We start from the raw sequence: 17,717 nt of genomic DNA on the forward strand, positions 1-17,717 counted from the left end.
CATTCTGCTAGCAGTTTTGTTCTGTTCTTGAGGTTGGTAGGAAGCGGTTACCATCTATAGATCGAGGATCAATATCTTCGAACGGCGCTGGAAGTTATACAGCGCCTTTTTGGCAACCGGTAGGCTTTCGACGCTGGACTCACTGAAGCCTTGCTCCCGGAACCAGTGCAGGCTGCGGGTGGTGAGGACAAATAAGTGGAGTAAGCCCATCCTCTTGGCTTGCAGTTTGAGTTGGTTGAGTAGCAGGGCACCGCGGTCTCCATCGCGAAAATCACGGTGGACGGCGACGCAGGCCATCTCAGCCATTCCCTCGTCAGGAAATGGATATAGGGCGGCACATCCGATGATCAGCCCGTCACGTTCGATTATGGTGAACTGTTCGACTTCCTGCTCAAGTTGCTCGCGTGAGCGACGGACTAATATGCCGTCTTGCTCCAATGGGCGGATCAGCTCGAGGATCCCCCCGATATCATTGATCGTGGCTTGCCTTACCTTCTCGGCGCTTTCCATCACGATTTGGGTACCGATCCCGTCGAGAGAAAACAGTTCCTGGATCAAAGCGCCATCTTCTTTGTAGCTGATCAAATGGCTACGAGGGACACCTGCCCGACATGCCGTGATCGCGCCGCGCAGGAAGCGACCGGTGCCACGCTCTTCTTGTTGCTGTTCGACCAGCCGCTGCAGAGCGTGCTCAGCCTCGATAGGCAGCATTTCGGAAACCACATCTCCTTCGCTATCTAATACCCCTTGCTCAGAGCAAAAGCCGATCAGTTTGTCGGCTTTGAGCCTGATAGCTAACTGGGTGGCGATTTCTTCCGAAGTCAGGTTGAAACATTCACCGGTGACTGAACTGGCTATCGGGCCAAGCAACACAATGGCACGTTGGTCGAGTTGGCGGTGGATGGCTTCGGTATCTATCCGGCGGATCCGTCCGCTGTGGGCGTAATCGACCCCGTCATCAATTCCTAGCGGTTGGGCGATAACAAAATTGCCGCTGACAATGTTGATTTGCGAACCGGCCATCGGGGTATTGTTGAGCCCCATTGAGAACCTTGCCGTAATGTCTAGCTGGAGGTGTCCTGCTGCCTGTTTGGCGATTTCCAGTGCTCGCTCGTCTGTTACCCGAACCCCTTTGTGGTATGGGGTTGTATAGTGCATTTGTTCGGCGAGGCTGGAAATTTGCGGCCTGGCACCATACACCATCACGATACGCAGACCTAGGCTGTTGAGCAGGGCGATATCATTAACGATGTGAGCAAAGTTTTCATGGGCGATGGCTTCCCCGCCAACCATGATGACAATGGTTTTGCCGATATGGGCATTGAGGTAAGGGGCTGATTGGCGGAACCCTTTGACCAAGGCGGTACTTCTGAACTTCACAGCTGGCTTTCCTTGTAGCAGTGTTGTCGACGTGGGCAATGATCGTGCTTAACGACGAGGTAATAGAGATGTTATTAATGATTATGCGATTTATGTCAATAAAAATTCATTGGGTGTGGCTGTTTGATGGATGTAATACCCCCGGCAAACTTTGGGAGAAGATCTCGTTATTTGTCTTGGTTGGCAGATAACTACTGAAAAGCAGGAGCTTTGGGGTATATTGACAGGGAAGAGCGCTATGTTTTAAGAGTTATGATCACAAAGCAAAATCTCCCTTTATTAACACACCGATTGATCCGCTTTGCCGTGGCTGCTGCCGCGACCGTTGTATTGGCATTGCTATTGGCTATCCTGCTAGATGGCAGTAAAGCGTATTCCAACAATCTACCTGATATCAACGGGATGTGGCTAGAGCAGGACGTCGCCCCCTATGCGGCTGACAGTTTTGAAATTCGCCCGGAGGGGGTGTTTGTCGGTGGCCGCCAAGTCAATACCCAATATCAATGGGATGGCAGCACACTTGAATATCTAAAAGGGGGAACCCTTTATTCTTATTCTTTCTTGTCCGGTCGGTTTATCCGCCAGCGTCCTGCGCATTATATCTCGTCTTTTTCTCGCCAGAATATCGCACAGCACCAACCCCATTAGTTCATCGGTACCACTCGTTTATTGGTGCTTTGGGTAATTCGCGCAGTAGTTGGTTGACTGGGATCTGCTTGAGTGCCACTTTTCTCATAATATCAGCGTGGAATATGAAGTAATTCAGACAAATTGCTGACAATGGAAAGAGGAAGATAGGGAAAAATACCCTTTCATAAGTAACCGTCTGTAGGCGAGCGTGCCGCAGTTGGTTACACTGGTGACAATTGGATTCCAACCAAACGACATAGGATTCACGGTGTTTAGAAAAGCAACGATTGCTCTTTTTATTATGGGATTGGTGGGGTGTGCCAAGCCAACTGATCGTGGTCAGCAATACTTGGATGGTGAGTTTGATCAGGTACTCAATCAGGTTGAGGTTGTCGAGTCAGACAAGCTGAAAGATTTTAGTCACTTTTCGGCACAGATGGAGAAGGTGATTGAGCGCTCTCCATCGATGGCGGCGACTTATCAGGCGCTGTACCGGCAGGTAGATAACTGGGTTGCCCAAGGTGGCGATTTATCAGAGCTCGATAATTTCGGTATCGAGGTCGCCCAGATGGGCGGTGGTGACGGATACGGTAATGTCATGTTCACGGGTTACTTTTCACCGGTGATTGAACTGCGTCATCAACCCGATGATGTATATCGCTACCCGGTTTATGGCATGCCAGAATGTGACGGCCAGTGCCCGAGCCGGGCAGAGATCTATGATGGTGCATTGGAAGGTCAGGGGTTGGAACTGGGCTACAGTGCCTCGATGCTTGATGTGTTTATGATGGAAGTGCAGGGCAGTGGTTTTGTGCATTTCGATGATAATGACGAGCTTCAGTACTTTGCTTATCGTGGCAAGAATGGCCATCGTTATGTCAGTATCGGTCGCATCCTTATCGAGCGAGGCGAAGTCCCGCGTGAGAAAATGTCGCTCAAGGCGATTGATGAGTGGGTCAGCCAGCAAGATGAGGAAACAGCTCGTGAGCTGCTGGAGCAGAACCCGTCTTATGTGTTTTTCAAACCACAGGATAACCTCGATGTGATGGGAACCGCTGGGATCCCGCTGCAGGCTTTTGCCTCGGTCGCTGCTGATCGAGACTATTTGCCGATGGGGAGTGTGTTGTTGGCCGAAGTGCCGCAGCTTGACGAAGCCGGAAACTGGAACGGGCAGCATGTGCTTAAATTATTAATGGCACTCGATACTGGCGGTGCGGTGAAGAAAAATCACCTCGACTTGTACCATGGTATGGGCACCCAAGCTGGCATCGATGCTGGTCATTACAAGCATTTTGGCCGGGTCTGGAAACTAGGGTTGCAGGGCACGAAAACCGAGCAGCCTTGGGTGGCACCGTAGTTTAGCTTGCTGCTGACTGGACAATTTCTAAAAGAGTGCGTATAAATCGCACTCTTTCTTTATGAATGTGTGAATCAGCGCGGAACAGCCATGCGAGAACTAGATACCCCAGCATCAGACAATTATAACCAACGCTTCGGCGGGACCCGCCGTTTGTATGGTAACAGCGAAGTGGAAATTTTCCGTGCCGCGCATGTGTGCGTAATTGGTATTGGCGGTGTCGGCTCGTGGGCGGCAGAAGCGCTGGCGCGTTCAGGGATCGGGGAGTTGACCCTGATTGATATGGATGATGTTTGTGTCACTAATATCAACCGCCAGATCCATGCGATGTCAGGCACGGTGGGGCAAAGCAAAATTGAGGTGATGGCCGAGCGCATCAAGTTGATCAACCCTGAGTGTAAGATCAACCTGATTGATGACTTTATCACCCCAGAGAATCAGTCTGAATACATCGACGGACGCTATGACTATGTCCTGGATGCGATTGATAGCATGAAGCCGAAAGCAGCACTGCTGGCTTACTGCAAGAGTAATAAGTACAAGGTGATCACTACCGGCGGTGCGGGTGGTCAAATTGACCCGACCCAGATCCAAATCGCGGATCTGACCAAAACGATTCAGGATCCGTTGGCGAAAAAGCTACGTGATACCCTGCGTCGCCACCATAATTTCCCGAAGAACCCAAAGCGCAAGTTTGGTATTGATTGTGTCTTCTCTACTGAACAATTGAAGTACCCACAGGCTGATGGTTCGGTATGTGGTGTGAAGTCGACGGCTGAAGGGCCGAAGCGAATGGATTGTGCCAGCGGTTTCGGTGCGGCCACCATGGTGACGGCGACTTTTGGCTTTGTGGCGGTATCTCGTATTTTGCAGAAGCTGGTGGATAAGCATCTGATAAAATAGCGTGTTGGGATACGCGATTGAATAAAAGAAAAGCGAGGATTTATCCTCGCTTTTTTGTTTTGCCCGATGGTTACACCAACCTACATAAATATTTGATCAACTACTTATCCAGATTGGTATTATTGGCGAGCGGCGCTTAGTGACATTAATCTTCAGCCAGCGTCTTGATTTGTTCGACAATCGCCTTGAGACCGTTGCCACGGGAAGGGCTGAGATGAGCGATCAGGTTGAGTTGCTCAAAATAGCCGTCGATATCGAACGCTTGGATTTGATCGGCGCTTTTGCCTTCAAAAGCCGCCAGTACCAGAGTGATCAGGCCGCGCACAATACGTGCATCGGAATCGGCGGCAAAATGAAAAGTTCCGTCTTCCCGTTGCTGGTGGGTGAGCCAAACCTGGCTTTCGCAGCCACTGACCTTGAGTTGATCCTGTTTGAGCTCCTCCGGCATGGCTGGCAATTTCTTTCCCAACTGGATCACGTTGCGATAGCGATCTTCCCAGCCATTGGCCGTCGCCATTTGTGCAATGATTGCCTCGCAGGTAATTTCGGTACCGAAAGGATGGCTTGGCAGTGTCATAAAATCTCCTAAAGCAGGCTGCAGGCTTTGTGCAGAGCCGCAATAAATTGGTCTATATCTTGTTGGGTATTATACAGCGCAATGGACACTCTGAGTGTACCGCTGACCTTGAGTGCATCCATCATCGGGTGGGCACAGTGGTGCCCGGCACGCAGGGCAATGCCTTGCTGATCGAGCAAGGTGGCGATGTCCTGATGGTGGACACCGTCGACCACAAAGGAAAACAGGCTCGCGTCCGGCTGCAGGCCGATGATCCGCAAGTCTTCTATATCTTGGATCCCTTCAATGGCCCGCTGGCGCAATGTTTGGATATGGTGCTCGGCCCCTTGGTGGTCGATGCTTTCCAGCCAGTTGACTGCTGCCGCCATCGCCAAACTGCCGGCGACATTGGGGGTGCCGGCTTCGAATTTGCCTGGAAGGGCTGAGAAGGTGGTACCTTCAAAGCTGACTTTTTCGACCATCTTACCGCCGCCGTGCCATGGTGGCATGGCTTCAAGCAGGGCTTTTTTACCATAAAGTGCGCCGATCCCTGCCGGGGCAAAAATTTTATGGCCGGAGAACACATAGAAATCGGCATCCAGAGCCTGCACATCGACGTGCTCGTGGGCAACGGCTTGGGCGCCGTCAATCACGGTAATCGCGCCGATATCGTGGGCGGCTTGGATGATGGCCTCTATCGGGTTACGGGTGCCCGTCACATTGGTGACATGGGCAACAGCGACTATCTTGGTATTGGCTGTCAAGCGTTGGGTGAAGGCATCCATATTTAGCGTGCAATCACTGTGCATCGGGATCTTCACGACCTTGGCACCGGTTTGTTCGGCGACGATTTGCCACGGCACGATGTTGGCGTGGTGTTCAAGTTCGCTGACCAAAATCTCATCCCCGGCCTTGAGGGTGTTGCGGGCATAGGTCTGGGCGATCAGGTTAAGGGCTTCGGTCGCCCCACGGGTCCAGATAATTTCCTTACTGTCGGCGGCGTTGATGAAGTGCTGCACCGTCTCTCTTGCTTGCTCGAACTGCGCCGTGGCTGTAGCCGTCAGGGTATGGCTACCACGGTGGACATTGGCATTGTGGCCACTATAGTACTGCCGGATGGTTTCAATGACTTCCAGCGGCTTTTGGGTCGTGGCTGCACTGTCGAGGTAGACCAGTGGCTGGCCGTTGCATTCTTGGGCCAGGGCTGGAAATTGCTGGCGAATACGTTGGATATCAAATTGGGCAGTCATGGTGTGTCACATAGCAAAAAAGACAAGAGGGAGATCATGCGGTGAAAAAAACAATAGGGCAAGTTTTTCTCCGGCTGCTTCAATTATACCAAACAGCAAAGGTGAGTGGGTGACAGGCAAAAAAAAAGCACTGCGTTGGGGCGCAGTGCCAAGAATTTTTTTGACAGACAGGTCAAAAATACAGGAAGTAAAATTGGTAGATTGACTACCGAACCGGAATAACCCGGACAATATGCAAACACAACATCGCAACGGCGTGGTCGGTCAAATGCCTGAGGGCTAAAAACTTGGCCTTGCTCACCGTTGCGGGGCAAATCATAGGGTTTATGTCGCACTTGAACAATGGACAATTTATAATGTTTCCCATAAAAAAAACTAATGCAGGAAAAGTATGTCCAGACGTCTCCCTCCACTCAATTCACTAAAAGTCTTTGAAGCGGCAGCCCGTAACCTCAGCTTTACCCGTGCTGCGGAAGAGTTATTTGTCACACAAGCGGCTGTAAGCCACCAAATTAAAGCGCTTGAGGAATTTTTGGGGCTGAAATTATTTCGCCGTCGTAATCGTTCTTTATTGCTAACTGAAGAGGGGCAGAGCTATTTTCTCGATATAAAAGACATATTTTCTGCAATCTCTGATGCCACTGATAAGGTCTTGGAGCGCGGCGCGAAAGGGGCATTAACCATTAGTTTACCTCCTAGTTTTGCCATCCAGTGGTTGGTGCCTCGTTTAGCGGATTTTAATGAGCAGCACCCGGATATCGATGTGCGGATTAAAGCGGTGGACTTGGATGAGGGCTCGTTGACCGAAGATGTCGATGTCGCTATTTACTACGGCCGGGGTAACTGGCCGGGACTGCGGGCCGATAAGCTGTATCAGGAGTTCTTGCTGCCGGTCTGCTCACCGATGCTGCTTGGTGGCGCTAAGCCGCTGCGTACGCTGGATGATCTGAAACTCCACACCTTACTGCATGACACCTCACGCAAGGAGTGGAAAAACTATGTTCGCCATCACGGCATAGAAGGGACTAACGTCAATCAGGGGCCGATTTTCAGTCACTCGACCATGGTACTGCAGGCGGCTGCGCACGGTCAGGGAATAGCTCTTGGCAACAATGTACTGGCTCAGCCAGAGTTGGAGGCGGGCCGCTTAGTATGCCCATTTGATGAAGTATTGATGAGCAAGAATGCATTCTTCCTCGTGTGCCAAGAGCGTCAGGCCGAAACCGGCCGTATTCAGGCCTTCCGTGATTGGGTGCTGGCCAAGGCTGCCCGTGAGCAGGAAGCTATGCCGGATGTCGATAATATGCCAGATGTGGAAGATGGTCTGTAGGGTGAACAGGGATTATGTTGGAGACGAGTGTGACCGAGTGCATGATTGATATGCCGCCAAGTGGCGAATATAGCGCGACCTTCCTGTTTGCCCATGGTGCCGGGGCAGGAATGGAGCATGAATTTATGGCCGATATCGCCAAAGGCCTTGCCCTTAAGGGGATCCGAGTGGTGCGGTTTGAGTTTCCCTATATGGTCAAGCGCCGTGAAGATGGCAAGAAGCGTCCGCCAGACAGACAGCCTAAGCTGTTATTGGATTTCCAGCACCACATAGAGGCGTTTTCCCAAGAAGGCAACTTAGTGATTGGCGGAAAATCAATGGGGGGACGGATGGCCAGCCTGATGGTGACCGATATTGCTAATGAGTCGCCGGATGTGATGAACTGCCAAGATAAAGTCAAAGGCGTTGCTTGCTTGGGCTTTCCGTTCCATCCGCCGGGCAAGCCTGAGAATTTTCGCGGTGATCATTTGCAAGCCATCACACTGCCAACCTTGATCCTGCAAGGGGAGCGCGATACGTTCGGTACCCGCAGCGAAGTAGAAGGCTGGCAATATGCTCCGAGCGTTGAGGTTGGCTTTCTACCCGATGGTGACCACAGTTTCAAGCCGCGCAAGGCATCGGGCCATACCGAGCTGGGCAATCGCCAGTTGACCGTAAAGTTACTGGCGAAGTTCATCACTGAATGTACGGCCTAGGGGGGAGGTATGATGGATAAATCAAGCCGTTGGCTGTTGGTGTTTGCTGCTATGAGCGGCGCAGTTACCGTGGCTCTGGGCGCATTTGCAGCTCATGGCCTAAAGTCACAATTGCCGCCGTATCTGCTCGGAGTCTTTGAAACTGGCGTCCAGTATCAGGCCTGGCATTCCCTGGCGATCTTTGGCTGTGCAATATTGGCACGCATTCTTCCGTCAAAAGGGGTATTATACGCAGCCCTGTTTTTTGTGGCAGGGATCATACTCTTTAGTGGCAGCTTGTATGCGCTGGCATTGACGGGTATCAAGTGGTTTGGCCCCATCACCCCGATGGGAGGCGTCTGTTTTATCATAGGCTGGGTAGCGCTTGCAGTGGCTGCCTGGCGTTCAGCTTGAGGGTTGAGAGTGAATCAAGTTCTGTTGTACTGCCGTCCCGGCTTCGAGAAAGAATGTGCCGGTGAAGTTCAAGACAAAGCAAATGCACTGGAGTTGTATGGCTTTCCTCGCGCAAAAAACAATAGCGGTTATGTGTTGTTTGAGTTCTACCAGGCGGGTGATGCGGATAAGTTTATCCAACAACAACCGTTTTCCGAGCTGATCTTTGCCCGCCAGATGGTCGCAGTGATGCCTATGCTGGAACATCTACCGCAAGAAGACCGTATTTCACCAATCATGGAAACGGTAGCGGATTTCCCTCGCTGTGGCGATCTGCGTGTTGAAACACCAGATACCAACGAAGCCAAAGAGCTGCTGAAGTTCTGCCGCAAGTTTACTGTGCCGCTTCGTCAGGCATTGCGTAAGTCTGGGGCTTTGTACAATAAGGACAACCTGAAAAAGCCGGTTATGCACCTGTGCTTCATTGCGCCGGGCTGCTGTTTTGTGGGTTACTCTTACACATTTAACAATTCCTCGTTCTTTATGGGGATCCCACGCCTTAAGTTCCCGTCGGATTCGCCAAGCCGCTCGACCCTGAAGCTGGAAGAAGCATTTCACGTCTTTATTCCACGTGAAGAGTGGGATGAGCGTCTGGCTCCCGGCATGTGGGGCGTTGATTTGGGTGCCTGCCCGGGTGGCTGGACTTATCAGTTGGTTAAGCGTTCGATGTTTGTCCACGCGATTGATAACGGCCAGATGGCACAGAGCCTGATGGATACCGGTCAGGTTAAGCACCACGCGGTCGATGGTTTCAAGTTTGAGCCACCACGTAAGAACGTGACGTGGATTGTTTGTGACATGATCGAAAAGCCAGCCCGAGTAGCGCACCTGATGGGTGATTGGCTGATCAAGGCCTGGGCGAAAGAAGCCATCTTCAACCTTAAGCTGCCGATGAAAGGTCGTTACGATGAGGTACTGCAGGACATCGAGAACCTGAAAGTGTACCTGATCCAGAATGGGGTGAAGTTCAAGCTACAGGCCAAGCACCTGTACCACGACCGTGAAGAAATCACGGTACATATCCAGCGCCTGGATAACCGTTCGCCGCACTAATCGGTCATATTGAAAAAACGCCACCTTAGGGTGGCGTTCTTGTATCTAGTTTCCCGCTTCGAAACGAATATCCTGCAGGTTGAAGCCGAGTACCAGATCGGTTTTCAATGAGGCAACTTGCTTGGAGGCGACGGCTTCCTCACGGCAGGCGTCGATTTTCTTTTGCCACTTGGCGGGTAGGTCGTCGGCAGCCAGAATCGCCTCGAGGTTAGGGTAGAGGCCTAGCAGTTCGACGGCGGCTTTGGGGCCGATCCCGGTCACGCCTGGGATTTTACTCGAGCTGATCCCAGCCAGTCCCCAGTAGTCCGGCAGTTGTTCGGGTTTGACGCCAAATTCCTTTTCGACAAAGGGACTATCGAGCCAGCGTTGCTGGAAGTAATCACGGATCCGTAATGTCGGCTGGAGCAGTTGGCAGTAGCCCTTGTCGGTTGAGATGATCGTGACCTGTTGGCCACGCGAAGCGACTTTCAGTGCCAGTGTCGCGACCAAATCATCGGCTTCATCACCGTCCGACAGCAATGAGTCGATCCCCATATCCATGAAGGCATCTTGGATCACGTCCATTCCGGTCATCAGCTCTTCGGGCATTGGTTTTCGCCCTTCTTTGTAGTGCGGGAGCAACTCGGCTCGCCAGCCCCTGTCTTCACCATGGTGATCAAAGACCGCGACGATATGGGTCGGCTGGCTGCTTTTAATTATTTTCCCCAGAGCCTGACAGCAGACCTTGGCAGTGTTTGGGATATCGGGCTCACCATGCTGGGCGGCATGGACGCGGCGGATCAGGTTGAGGGCATCAATGATGACAAGGTGGATAGACGACATAGCGTAAACCGTTTAGCTGTAAAGAAAAAAGGGTCAACAGACCCTTCATTGTACGCATTGTTGTATCGAATGTGCACCGCCATCTAGTATGCGGGAGTGATTATTTCGCAATCGGTGGGGCAGCGGTGATGATTTCGTAGCAGGGCTCGTAGTGGCTACCGGGGAGTTTCATCCGTTGTTGAGCGACAAATTGTGTTAGCAGTTTGTCCATCCGCTTCATCAGGGCGATATCACCATTGATTTTAAAACGCCCTTTTCGCTCGATTTCGCGGATCCCTTCCTCCTTGACGTTACCGGCAACAATACCCGAGAAGGCCCGGCGCAAGTTGGCGGCAAGGTGCTCTGGTCGCTGGTTCAAGTGCAAATCCAGGCTGGCCATTGATTCATGGGTGGGTTCGAACGGCAGCTGGAATTCCGGCGGAATTGCCAGTGACCAGTTATAGCTGTATGCGTCACCAGTTGCCAAGCGCTGTTCTTTGATAAGCGGCATGGCTGATTTCATGACCCGTGCCACTTGGGCAGGATCATCAATGATGATCTGGTAATGCTTGGCTGCGGCGTCACCTAAGGTATCGCGAATAAAACTGTCGAGGGTACGGAAATAAGGCTCGGATTCTTTTGGTCCGGTGAGTACGACCGGCATTGGCTGATCGGCATTTTGCGGTTCCATCAAGATACCGAGGATATAAAGCAGCTCCTCGGCGGTACCAGCCCCGCCTGGGAAGATAATGATGCCGTGGCCGACTCGGACAAATGCTTCCAGGCGTTTTTCGATATCCGGCAAGATCACCAGCTCGTTCACGATCGGGTTTGGGGGCTCGGCGGCAATAATTGACGGTTCGGTCAGGCCAATAAAGCGGCTGTTGTGATATCGCTGTTTGGCATGGCCAATAGCTGCGCCTTTCATCGGCCCCTCCATTGCTCCGGGGCCACAGCCGGTACAGATATTAAGTTCGCGCAGTCCCAATTCGTTGCCGACTTCGCGGGTGTATTGGTACTCGACAGGGTTGATGGAGTGACCGCCCCAGCATACGACAATATTGGGGTCTTGCCCTGAACGGACAGTTTTGGCATTGCGCAGCACACTGAAGACAAAATTGGTAATGTGTGGCGCACTGGTCAGGTTGATGTCTTTGCGCTGCTGGACATGCATGTTGACGTAAACAATATCGCGCAGAACGGCAAACATATGCTCCTGGATACCCCGGATGATCCGACCGTCGACAAAGGCGTGCTCAGGGGGGTTCATTAATTCGAGTTTTATCCCGCGTTCACGTCGCATGACGTTCACATCGAAGCTTTTGTGTTTTTCGAGTAGTTCTTTCGAGTTGTCGGTGTGGCTGCCAGAATTGAGTACCGCCAATGAGCAGTTACGGTACAGACGATAGATGTCACTGGAGGCCGTTGCTTTGAGCAAGTCGACTTCGTGCTGAGAAAGTAGGTCCATAGAACCTACCGGACTGATATGAGTGATCATGATTACCTCCCTGATCATGACAAGACGGCGGTATCCACTGGGTGTATTCATTGTAGGAAGAATCGGTGAATACTGTCGGATGAAGCAGAAAGTAAACCGGTTGGGCGTACACTCTGTTTCCTGAAGATCAGCCTATGAGAAAAGTATTAGATACAAGTGGCTGATATATTTACCATACACAGAGATGCCGTTTTTTACCAGCCATTGACAGGGTGATGATTTATGGTGTGGTCAGAAAATCCATAAAATTCGATTGTTGCCAGCGCTGCGTGCGCCAGTAAGGGCTTTGTCGGTTCGCTCAATGATGTCTGGCGGGGTATCGTTGCTCTCGAACAAGGTGGCCCCCATCGATACCGTGATGGTGATGTTATTGTCGCGAAAGCGGAATGGCAGCTGCGCAATGGCTTGGCGAATAGCAGTAAGGCGCAGGTTGCGCTGCTCTTCGCTAACATCCGGTAAGATCAACATGAAAGCATCGTCGCCGAAGCGGCCGATAAAATCGGTAGGCTCTAGCTGCTTGCGAATAGTCCGGGCGATAATTTTTAAAATTTTATCACCGGCCTGGTGGCCATAATGCTGATTCACCGTGCTGAAGTTGTCGATGTCGACCAAGGCCACGCATAGTGGGTGCTGGTAACGCAACCATCGCCGGTACTCGTGTTCGAGACGGTCATTGAGTGCACTGCGGTTGTACACCTTGGTCAGGTTGTCGAGGAAGATACGCTGCTCTTGGTCAGTAAGCCGCTGGCGGTAATTCATCGTTTGATCGTAAAGGTGTTCGATCTTCGATGTGTTGTAGCTTAGCTGTTCCAGTAAGGCTTTTTCCCGTTTTTCGAGTGCTTTATTACGCTCGGCAAGCACCAGTAGTTCTTTGGTCAGGTGCGTGAGTTCGGGCCGCCAGCTATCAAGCTGCTTATGGGTTTGCAGGCCAGATTTAATTGATTGGGCCAGCCCGGCCAGCTCGTCGGTCATCTCACCACGGTGTTCGTATATGGTGTGGCTTTGTTCGGCACTTTGCTGGGTCGTTTTGCACAGCGTACCCAGTTCACCGTTCACATTATCAAGAAACTGTTGTGAGGCTTGGCGTTCTTGGTGGGTGCCCGTAAGCACCAGACGCAAGACTTCGAGAGCGATTGTCAGTAGCTCTGATGGCAGTACGCCTTTGAGTAATTGATTCCTGATGGTGAGCAGTTTGTCTCCGGCTTCCCCATCGAAGTCGAGCTCGGTGATCAAGTTTTGCAACTCGGCGGTCAGCTTCATCAGCAAGTCTTGCTGGATAGCTGCCGGGTTATTCTGCAACCCTTTGGTGGCGACTAGCTTCAAGGCTCGCTCATACAGCGACATTAAACCAAGAACATGCTGAAGTGATCCTGACAGTGTTGTGGTTGGCTGGGAGAGTAACTGGTGAAGGTCGCGTTTGAGCTGGGCAGGGAGGCCGGGAAAACGGCGCAGGATTTCGCTGTTGCGCTGGAATTGCTTATCCAGCAGCTCCCGTTCTTTGGGGTGGGCATCTCCCATCCGGTTGGCCAATCGTTCAACCACCGCAATGCGCGGGATGAGTAGGCTGATATCTTTCTGCTGCTCCAGATCCTGACGCAGCATGCCAATTTTCTCATCCAACTCTGAATCTAATCCGCGACAAGCCACAGAAAGCCGGCTGATAAGACGTTTTAGGATCGCAATTTCCCGCCGAGACTTCAGAGAGGCATCACGGTGGGTAAGTTGAGCTTGGTCCAAACGCAACTTCAGCTGACTCAATTGGGAAGCTACGGCATTTATGTCTGTCACAGGAGTTTAATGCGATCCATGGTGGTAAACTTGTTTCTTATCAGCTGGTTAAAATATTGACAAGGGAATTAATGCTAACAAAAAAGCCCTTTTGATTCATCGTTATCGGCCATGAAGCGGATAAATCCATCAGATTAACTGATATTTTTGTCAGAAACGTGATCGTTGTTCCAGCTAATGTCGCAACTACCTGACGTTTGTATTTTTACCAACCCATTTTGGATGCCTTGGATGCATGAACGGCGGATATTATCGCTGGCAAAACTGGCGGCAGGAGCTGCATCGATTGCACTGAGGTGAACCCATTGGCTGCCGGACTCCTGTTTGCTGACCTCCCGGGCGGCATTGGTCGCCATCAGCAAGATATCGAGCAGCTCGTGGTCATTAATCGCGGTGTAGGCCCGAGGGAGGAAGGGGTATTCTGCCATACCAATCCTGATCCGGTTGTCGATGTGCTTGTTTTCGAGGAAGCGGTCAACCAGCTGCTGGAGGGAGCCCGCCAGTTGATCTGGTGCCGAATCTAGCCGTGAGTTTGGTTCGATATACAAGAACATCGCATCGGAGAAGTGGTACAGCCTAGCCGGTTCACAAATTTGTTCGGTGAGGTATTCACCAAATTGTCGTTCGAGTTCTAACCCTTGCTGGTAGCCATGCTTGAGGTAAATATGCTTTAGGAACGGCACTTCGAACAAGGCGAAACGCAAGCGATCACTCAGTGGCTCGTTGATGATCTCGCCAAGGTGCCATTGCTCGAAGTTGGCGCTGCTCTGCTGCAAGGAACTAGGCAGTTTTGCGGTCAGCATCCGTAGGTTTCGCAGGCCGCTGCGCGGGTGGGTATAGAAGTCATTACGCAGACGTAGCAAGCGTGCTTGCAGTTGCTTGGCGGTCTTGTGGCGGCGCATTAGCAGGATAAAGATGACACCGGTTAGGCAGAAAAGGAAAAGGGTGACATTTTTTTGTTTGTATAAGGCCTTGCTGCTCTCAAATTGCTGGCGCTCCAGATCTTCGAGATGCAACGAGCGCTCAAGCATACGCTGTTGCTGCTTGAAAACTTCGACGTTATTTTTTACCTGAGCTTGCTGTTTGGTACTGAACAGTTGCTCGTAACGGCGCTGGCTCAGCAAGGCATTGTAGAAATCGCTCTGTTGTTCGAATGCTTTTGATAGCAAGCTTTCTCCTGTTAGTTGGAGATCACTGTTGCCGATACGGCTGGCAGCAATCAATCCGGCTTGCAGGTTGGAAATAGCCTCCTCGATATTGCCTTCGGCCAGATCCAGTTTGCCCTGGAGAATTTGAGCATCGGCCAGAATAGCCTCGTTGCCAGTTTGGGTAGCAAGCAAGCGGGTATGATGCAGGTACTGCTCTGATTTCGGGTAATTGTATAGCTGGAGGTAAACTCGGGCAATATTGAGCCTTAACCTCGCCGAGCGAATTTCGCTGTTAAGTTGGTTTTCCTGATCCAGCGCGTTGAAGTAATGGACAAGGGCTAGGTTGTAGCGGCCTTGCTGTTCATAAATGGAAGCGATCAGTTCCAGTGTCTTGGCGAGTGGCCGGCTGCGATCGTAATGTTCGAAAAATTCACCGGCTTGGGTGGCGTGTTCTAGTGCCTTGTCAAAGACCTTACGCTGTTCGAATAGAACCGCGAGTTCGTAATTGGCAATTGCGGTTTGTGCTTGATCATCATGTTCGACGGCCAGCCAGTAACCACTGAGCAAGCGGTCCAGTGCGGTATCGTAGTGACCATGCTTGAAATAATGCCGGCCGACGACCAGTTGGTAATGGATTAATTCACCGGGATCATCGAGGTTTATCAGGTAGCGTTTGGCCTTGAGGAAGCCTTTTTCAGCCAGGCTTTCCTGATCGGTCGCCGACTCGATGATCGAGCGTTGCATCAGTAACTGGTATTGCAGGCGCTTGATCTGGCTGTCGAGCATCAGGTTGGTGCTGGAGGTTATGTCAGCGTCAATATTATCCAGCATTTTCAGCGAACGGGCGTTGTTTTTTAGGTTGCCCCAGTGAATATCAGCACGGATCAGTTGGCTTTCGAGCCGGCTGAATGTGAGGTTTTCCTCTGCGGAGATATCACTTGCTTGTTTGATGGCGGCCAATGCCTTGTCAGGCTGATTGAGCAGATAATGAGCCTTGGCGAGGATCTGTAATGCATTGACGGTGCTCAGCGGGGTTCGGACAGAATGATCCGTTTCGTCATTGATATGAACGCGGGAGGTTTCTTTGGGGGCACTTAGCCGACGCTGGTCGAGATAGCGGGCGGTGATAACCAGAGATTGCTCTGGGTTGGTTTGGAGCAGCTCATTAGCTTCTGCCAGAATAGGCGTGGTAAAAATTTTAGCTTGTGTGCTGAACGAGATCATGCCAATGAACAGCAAACGGAACAGCCAACGGCTAGCAGACATACTTTCAAGAACCCAAAAAAACAGTACCACCAATATTAATGGGTTAGCTTATCAAGTCCAGCAAAGTCTTCGAATTTGCTGGACTTAAGGCAAACTGAGTAACATTTGCCCATTTCTGTGCATTAATCAGCTAGGCATTATCGCAACGTTGTATTACTGCCTTGCCAAACGGAAGTTATCGCTTGGGGTTTTGCCCATGTTGGTGCGGTATGGGTTGATGTCTAAACCCCCACGGCGGGTGTAGCGGGCGTAAACAGTCAATAGCTCCGGCTTGCAGTATTTCATTATGTCGGTGAAAATACGCTCGACACATTGTTCGTGGAACTCATTATGGTTACGGAATGAAATTAAGTAACGTAGGAGCTTTTCACGATCAATTTTCTTACCGGTGTAAGAGATGCGTACGCTTCCCCAGTCTGGCTGGCTGGTGATAAGGCAGTTAGACTTAAGCAGGTGGCTGTGTAAGATCTCAGTGACATCTTCCTCTGATGCTGCCCCTTCAAGGTAGGATGCATCAAATTCATAGTCAGTGATTTCGATATCTTGATCATCAATACACTCGCCAAAGAAGTTAGCGATAGGTTGGTCGTCAAAGTCAGATATCGGCTGAATGGTGACATCAACATCTTCACCAGCACATTGGGTTAGATCTTTCTGCAGAATATCGGCGACTTCCTGCCAGCTCGCAAACTTAGTTTGGTTAAAGCTGTTTAGGTATAGCTTGAATGATTTTGACTCAATCAAGTTCGGGCTTGTCGCCGGTAGGCGAACCTCACCAATAGCAACTTGTGGCAAGCCTTTGCTGTTAAGCCAAGAAAGCTCATAGAGTGTCCAGATATCATAGCCCGTGAATGGCAATGTTTCGCCAAGTGCGAGATCGTCTCGGTTCAGGCTACGAGGCACTGGTTGAAGAAGGGAGGCATCGTATTGATCTTTGTACTCGGTACCCTGACCTAAGGTCAAACCGGCTAATTCTTTCGCGTCTTGATATTTGCTCATACTGTCCTGGACACACTTGGATTAGAATAGGCAAAGTTTACTTAATCTTTTGAGAGGTTGCGAATGAATCATCCCGTTGCAACGGCGTTATCTGAATTTTCTTCCCGTTTTTTGCAAGCATGGTGTGATGCTGGTCAAGGTTTTCCCCGCAGTGATGACTTAATTGGCCTACCATCGCCTTGCGTAAAGGCCGATGACGGTTACGAAGTAAGCTGGCAGCCGGTTGTCCGCTCACCAATGGGGGATCTTGCCGGCGTGGAAAAAGGGATAGAGCTGCGCCTTCATGAAGATATCGTTGCATTCTACGGCGCCCAGTTCAGCGGCGATATGGCCGCGAGGTTCCAGGCGGTGACGGGGACTATCGAGTTTGATTTGCTGCAGGCTTTCAATGAAGCTGATGTACAGCGATTGCAGGAAAATATTCTTGGCCATCTGGTGACCCAGCGTCGCTTGAAGCTCAAGCCAACAGTGTTTATCGGTGCGATGGACTCCGAAAGTGAAGTGGTGTCGGTATGCAACCTGACCGGTGAGGTGATCCTAGAGACATTGGGCAAGGACAAGCGAGAAGTATTATCCTCAAGCCTTGAGCAATTTTTGGCAGCTCTGCAGCCAGTGGTAAAGGCCGAATAAG

At 51.1% G+C, this 17,717-nt stretch carries 16 protein-coding genes; 8 read left to right on the forward strand and 8 right to left on the reverse strand.

Annotation, left to right across the window (positions count from 1 at the left end):
• Nucleotides 1–54: 54 nt before the first annotated feature.
• Nucleotides 55–1,380, reverse strand: a complete 1,326-nt coding sequence (gene argA, locus NHN17_RS10595; protein ID WP_255042404.1) for an amino-acid N-acetyltransferase — start codon at nucleotides 1,378–1,380, stop codon at nucleotides 55–57.
• Nucleotides 1,381–1,632: 252 nt separating this feature from the next.
• On the opposite strand from argA, the gene NHN17_RS10600 reads away from it, so the two are divergent.
• From NHN17_RS10600 to tcdA, 3 genes are all read left to right on the forward strand, one after another.
• Complete coding sequence (locus NHN17_RS10600; RefSeq protein WP_255042406.1) at nucleotides 1,633–2,028, forward strand: DUF2850 domain-containing protein; 396 nt, start codon at nucleotides 1,633–1,635, stop codon at nucleotides 2,026–2,028.
• Between the two features lie 250 nt (nucleotides 2,029–2,278).
• Complete coding sequence (mltA, locus tag NHN17_RS10605) at nucleotides 2,279–3,367, forward strand: murein transglycosylase A (protein ID WP_255042408.1); 1,089 nt, start codon at nucleotides 2,279–2,281, stop codon at nucleotides 3,365–3,367.
• A gap of 90 nt (nucleotides 3,368–3,457) precedes the next feature.
• The gene (gene tcdA / locus NHN17_RS10610; RefSeq protein WP_255042409.1) at nucleotides 3,458–4,270 is read left to right on the forward strand and encodes a tRNA cyclic N6-threonylcarbamoyladenosine(37) synthase TcdA; all 813 of its coding nucleotides are present in this window, start codon (nucleotides 3,458–3,460) and stop codon (nucleotides 4,268–4,270) included.
• Between the two features lie 145 nt (nucleotides 4,271–4,415).
• On the opposite strand, the gene csdE is transcribed toward tcdA, so the two are convergent.
• Together csdE and NHN17_RS10620 are read right to left on the reverse strand one after the other, a co-directional pair.
• Nucleotides 4,416–4,847, reverse strand: a complete 432-nt coding sequence (gene csdE / locus NHN17_RS10615) for a cysteine desulfurase sulfur acceptor subunit CsdE (protein WP_255042411.1) — start codon at nucleotides 4,845–4,847, stop codon at nucleotides 4,416–4,418.
• A gap of 8 nt (nucleotides 4,848–4,855) precedes the next feature.
• Nucleotides 4,856–6,076: an aminotransferase class V-fold PLP-dependent enzyme gene (locus NHN17_RS10620; protein WP_255042412.1), complete on the reverse strand. Its 1,221-nt coding sequence runs from the start codon at nucleotides 6,074–6,076 to the stop codon at nucleotides 4,856–4,858.
• Nucleotides 6,077–6,467: 391 nt separating this feature from the next.
• Here NHN17_RS10620 and NHN17_RS10625 point away from each other — a divergent pair, with 391 nt between their 5' ends.
• From NHN17_RS10625 to rlmM, 4 genes are read left to right on the forward strand one after another with little or no spacing between them, the layout of a single operon-like run.
• Nucleotides 6,468–7,406, forward strand: a complete 939-nt coding sequence (locus NHN17_RS10625) for a transcriptional regulator GcvA (RefSeq protein WP_255042413.1) — start codon at nucleotides 6,468–6,470, stop codon at nucleotides 7,404–7,406.
• Nucleotides 7,407–7,420: 14 nt separating this feature from the next.
• Nucleotides 7,421–8,101, forward strand: coding sequence for an alpha/beta family hydrolase (locus NHN17_RS10630; protein ID WP_255042414.1), 681 nt, complete (start codon nucleotides 7,421–7,423; stop codon nucleotides 8,099–8,101).
• 9 nt (nucleotides 8,102–8,110) lie between these two features.
• Nucleotides 8,111–8,494 (forward strand): DUF423 domain-containing protein, encoded by a 384-nt coding sequence (locus tag NHN17_RS10635; protein ID WP_255042415.1) that lies wholly within the window; start codon nucleotides 8,111–8,113, stop codon nucleotides 8,492–8,494.
• A gap of 9 nt (nucleotides 8,495–8,503) precedes the next feature.
• Nucleotides 8,504–9,586 (forward strand): 23S rRNA (cytidine(2498)-2'-O)-methyltransferase RlmM, encoded by a 1,083-nt coding sequence (gene rlmM, locus NHN17_RS10640; protein WP_255042417.1) that lies wholly within the window; start codon nucleotides 8,504–8,506, stop codon nucleotides 9,584–9,586.
• Between the two features lie 45 nt (nucleotides 9,587–9,631).
• Here the strand turns inward: rlmM and xni are convergent, their stop codons facing one another.
• The 5 genes from xni to queF form a co-directional block, all read right to left on the reverse strand.
• Nucleotides 9,632–10,408, reverse strand: coding sequence for a flap endonuclease Xni (gene xni, locus NHN17_RS10645; RefSeq protein ID WP_255042419.1), 777 nt, complete (start codon nucleotides 10,406–10,408; stop codon nucleotides 9,632–9,634).
• A gap of 100 nt (nucleotides 10,409–10,508) precedes the next feature.
• Nucleotides 10,509–11,885 carry a nucleotide 5'-monophosphate nucleosidase PpnN gene (ppnN, locus tag NHN17_RS10650; RefSeq protein ID WP_255042421.1) on the reverse strand — a complete coding sequence of 459 codons (1,377 nt, stop codon included), beginning with the start codon at nucleotides 11,883–11,885 and terminating at the stop codon, nucleotides 10,509–10,511.
• Between the two features lie 231 nt (nucleotides 11,886–12,116).
• Nucleotides 12,117–13,673 carry a sensor domain-containing diguanylate cyclase gene (locus NHN17_RS10655; protein ID WP_255042423.1) on the reverse strand — a complete coding sequence of 519 codons (1,557 nt, stop codon included), beginning with the start codon at nucleotides 13,671–13,673 and terminating at the stop codon, nucleotides 12,117–12,119.
• 134 nt (nucleotides 13,674–13,807) lie between these two features.
• Complete coding sequence (locus NHN17_RS10660; protein ID WP_255042425.1) at nucleotides 13,808–16,087, reverse strand: tetratricopeptide repeat-containing diguanylate cyclase; 2,280 nt, start codon at nucleotides 16,085–16,087, stop codon at nucleotides 13,808–13,810.
• Nucleotides 16,088–16,240: 153 nt separating this feature from the next.
• Nucleotides 16,241–17,086, reverse strand: a complete 846-nt coding sequence (queF, locus tag NHN17_RS10665; protein ID WP_255042426.1) for an NADPH-dependent 7-cyano-7-deazaguanine reductase QueF — start codon at nucleotides 17,084–17,086, stop codon at nucleotides 16,241–16,243.
• Between the two features lie 63 nt (nucleotides 17,087–17,149).
• Here queF and syd point away from each other — a divergent pair, with 63 nt between their 5' ends.
• Entirely contained in the window at nucleotides 17,150–17,716 is a 567-nt protein-coding gene (gene syd / locus NHN17_RS10670) for a SecY-interacting protein (RefSeq protein WP_255042427.1), read from the forward strand.
• Nucleotide 17,717 lies beyond the last annotated feature (1 nt).

Source organism: Photobacterium pectinilyticum (assembly GCF_024357955.1).
Classification (GTDB): Bacteria; Pseudomonadota; Gammaproteobacteria; order Enterobacterales; family Vibrionaceae; genus Photobacterium; species Photobacterium pectinilyticum.

Coding starts and splice junctions, on each gene's coding strand:
- tcdA (WP_255042409.1), top strand. CDS start 3,458: ATGCGAGAACTAGATACCCCAGCATCAGACAATTATAACCAACGCTTC.
- NHN17_RS10660 (WP_255042425.1), bottom strand. CDS start 16,087: ATGTCTGCTAGCCGTTGGCTGTTCCGTTTGCTGTTCATTGGCATGATC.
- NHN17_RS10635 (WP_255042415.1), top strand. CDS start 8,111: ATGATGGATAAATCAAGCCGTTGGCTGTTGGTGTTTGCTGCTATGAGC.
- ppnN (WP_255042421.1), bottom strand. CDS start 11,885: ATGATCACTCATATCAGTCCGGTAGGTTCTATGGACCTACTTTCTCAG.
- xni (WP_255042419.1), bottom strand. CDS start 10,408: ATGTCGTCTATCCACCTTGTCATCATTGATGCCCTCAACCTGATCCGC.
- NHN17_RS10600 (WP_255042406.1), top strand. CDS start 1,633: ATGATCACAAAGCAAAATCTCCCTTTATTAACACACCGATTGATCCGC.
- NHN17_RS10620 (WP_255042412.1), bottom strand. CDS start 6,076: ATGACTGCCCAATTTGATATCCAACGTATTCGCCAGCAATTTCCAGCC.
- csdE (WP_255042411.1), bottom strand. CDS start 4,847: ATGACACTGCCAAGCCATCCTTTCGGTACCGAAATTACCTGCGAGGCA.
- queF (WP_255042426.1), bottom strand. CDS start 17,086: ATGAGCAAATATCAAGACGCGAAAGAATTAGCCGGTTTGACCTTAGGT.
- syd (WP_255042427.1), top strand. CDS start 17,150: ATGAATCATCCCGTTGCAACGGCGTTATCTGAATTTTCTTCCCGTTTT.
- NHN17_RS10625 (WP_255042413.1), top strand. CDS start 6,468: ATGTCCAGACGTCTCCCTCCACTCAATTCACTAAAAGTCTTTGAAGCG.
- NHN17_RS10630 (WP_255042414.1), top strand. CDS start 7,421: ATGTTGGAGACGAGTGTGACCGAGTGCATGATTGATATGCCGCCAAGT.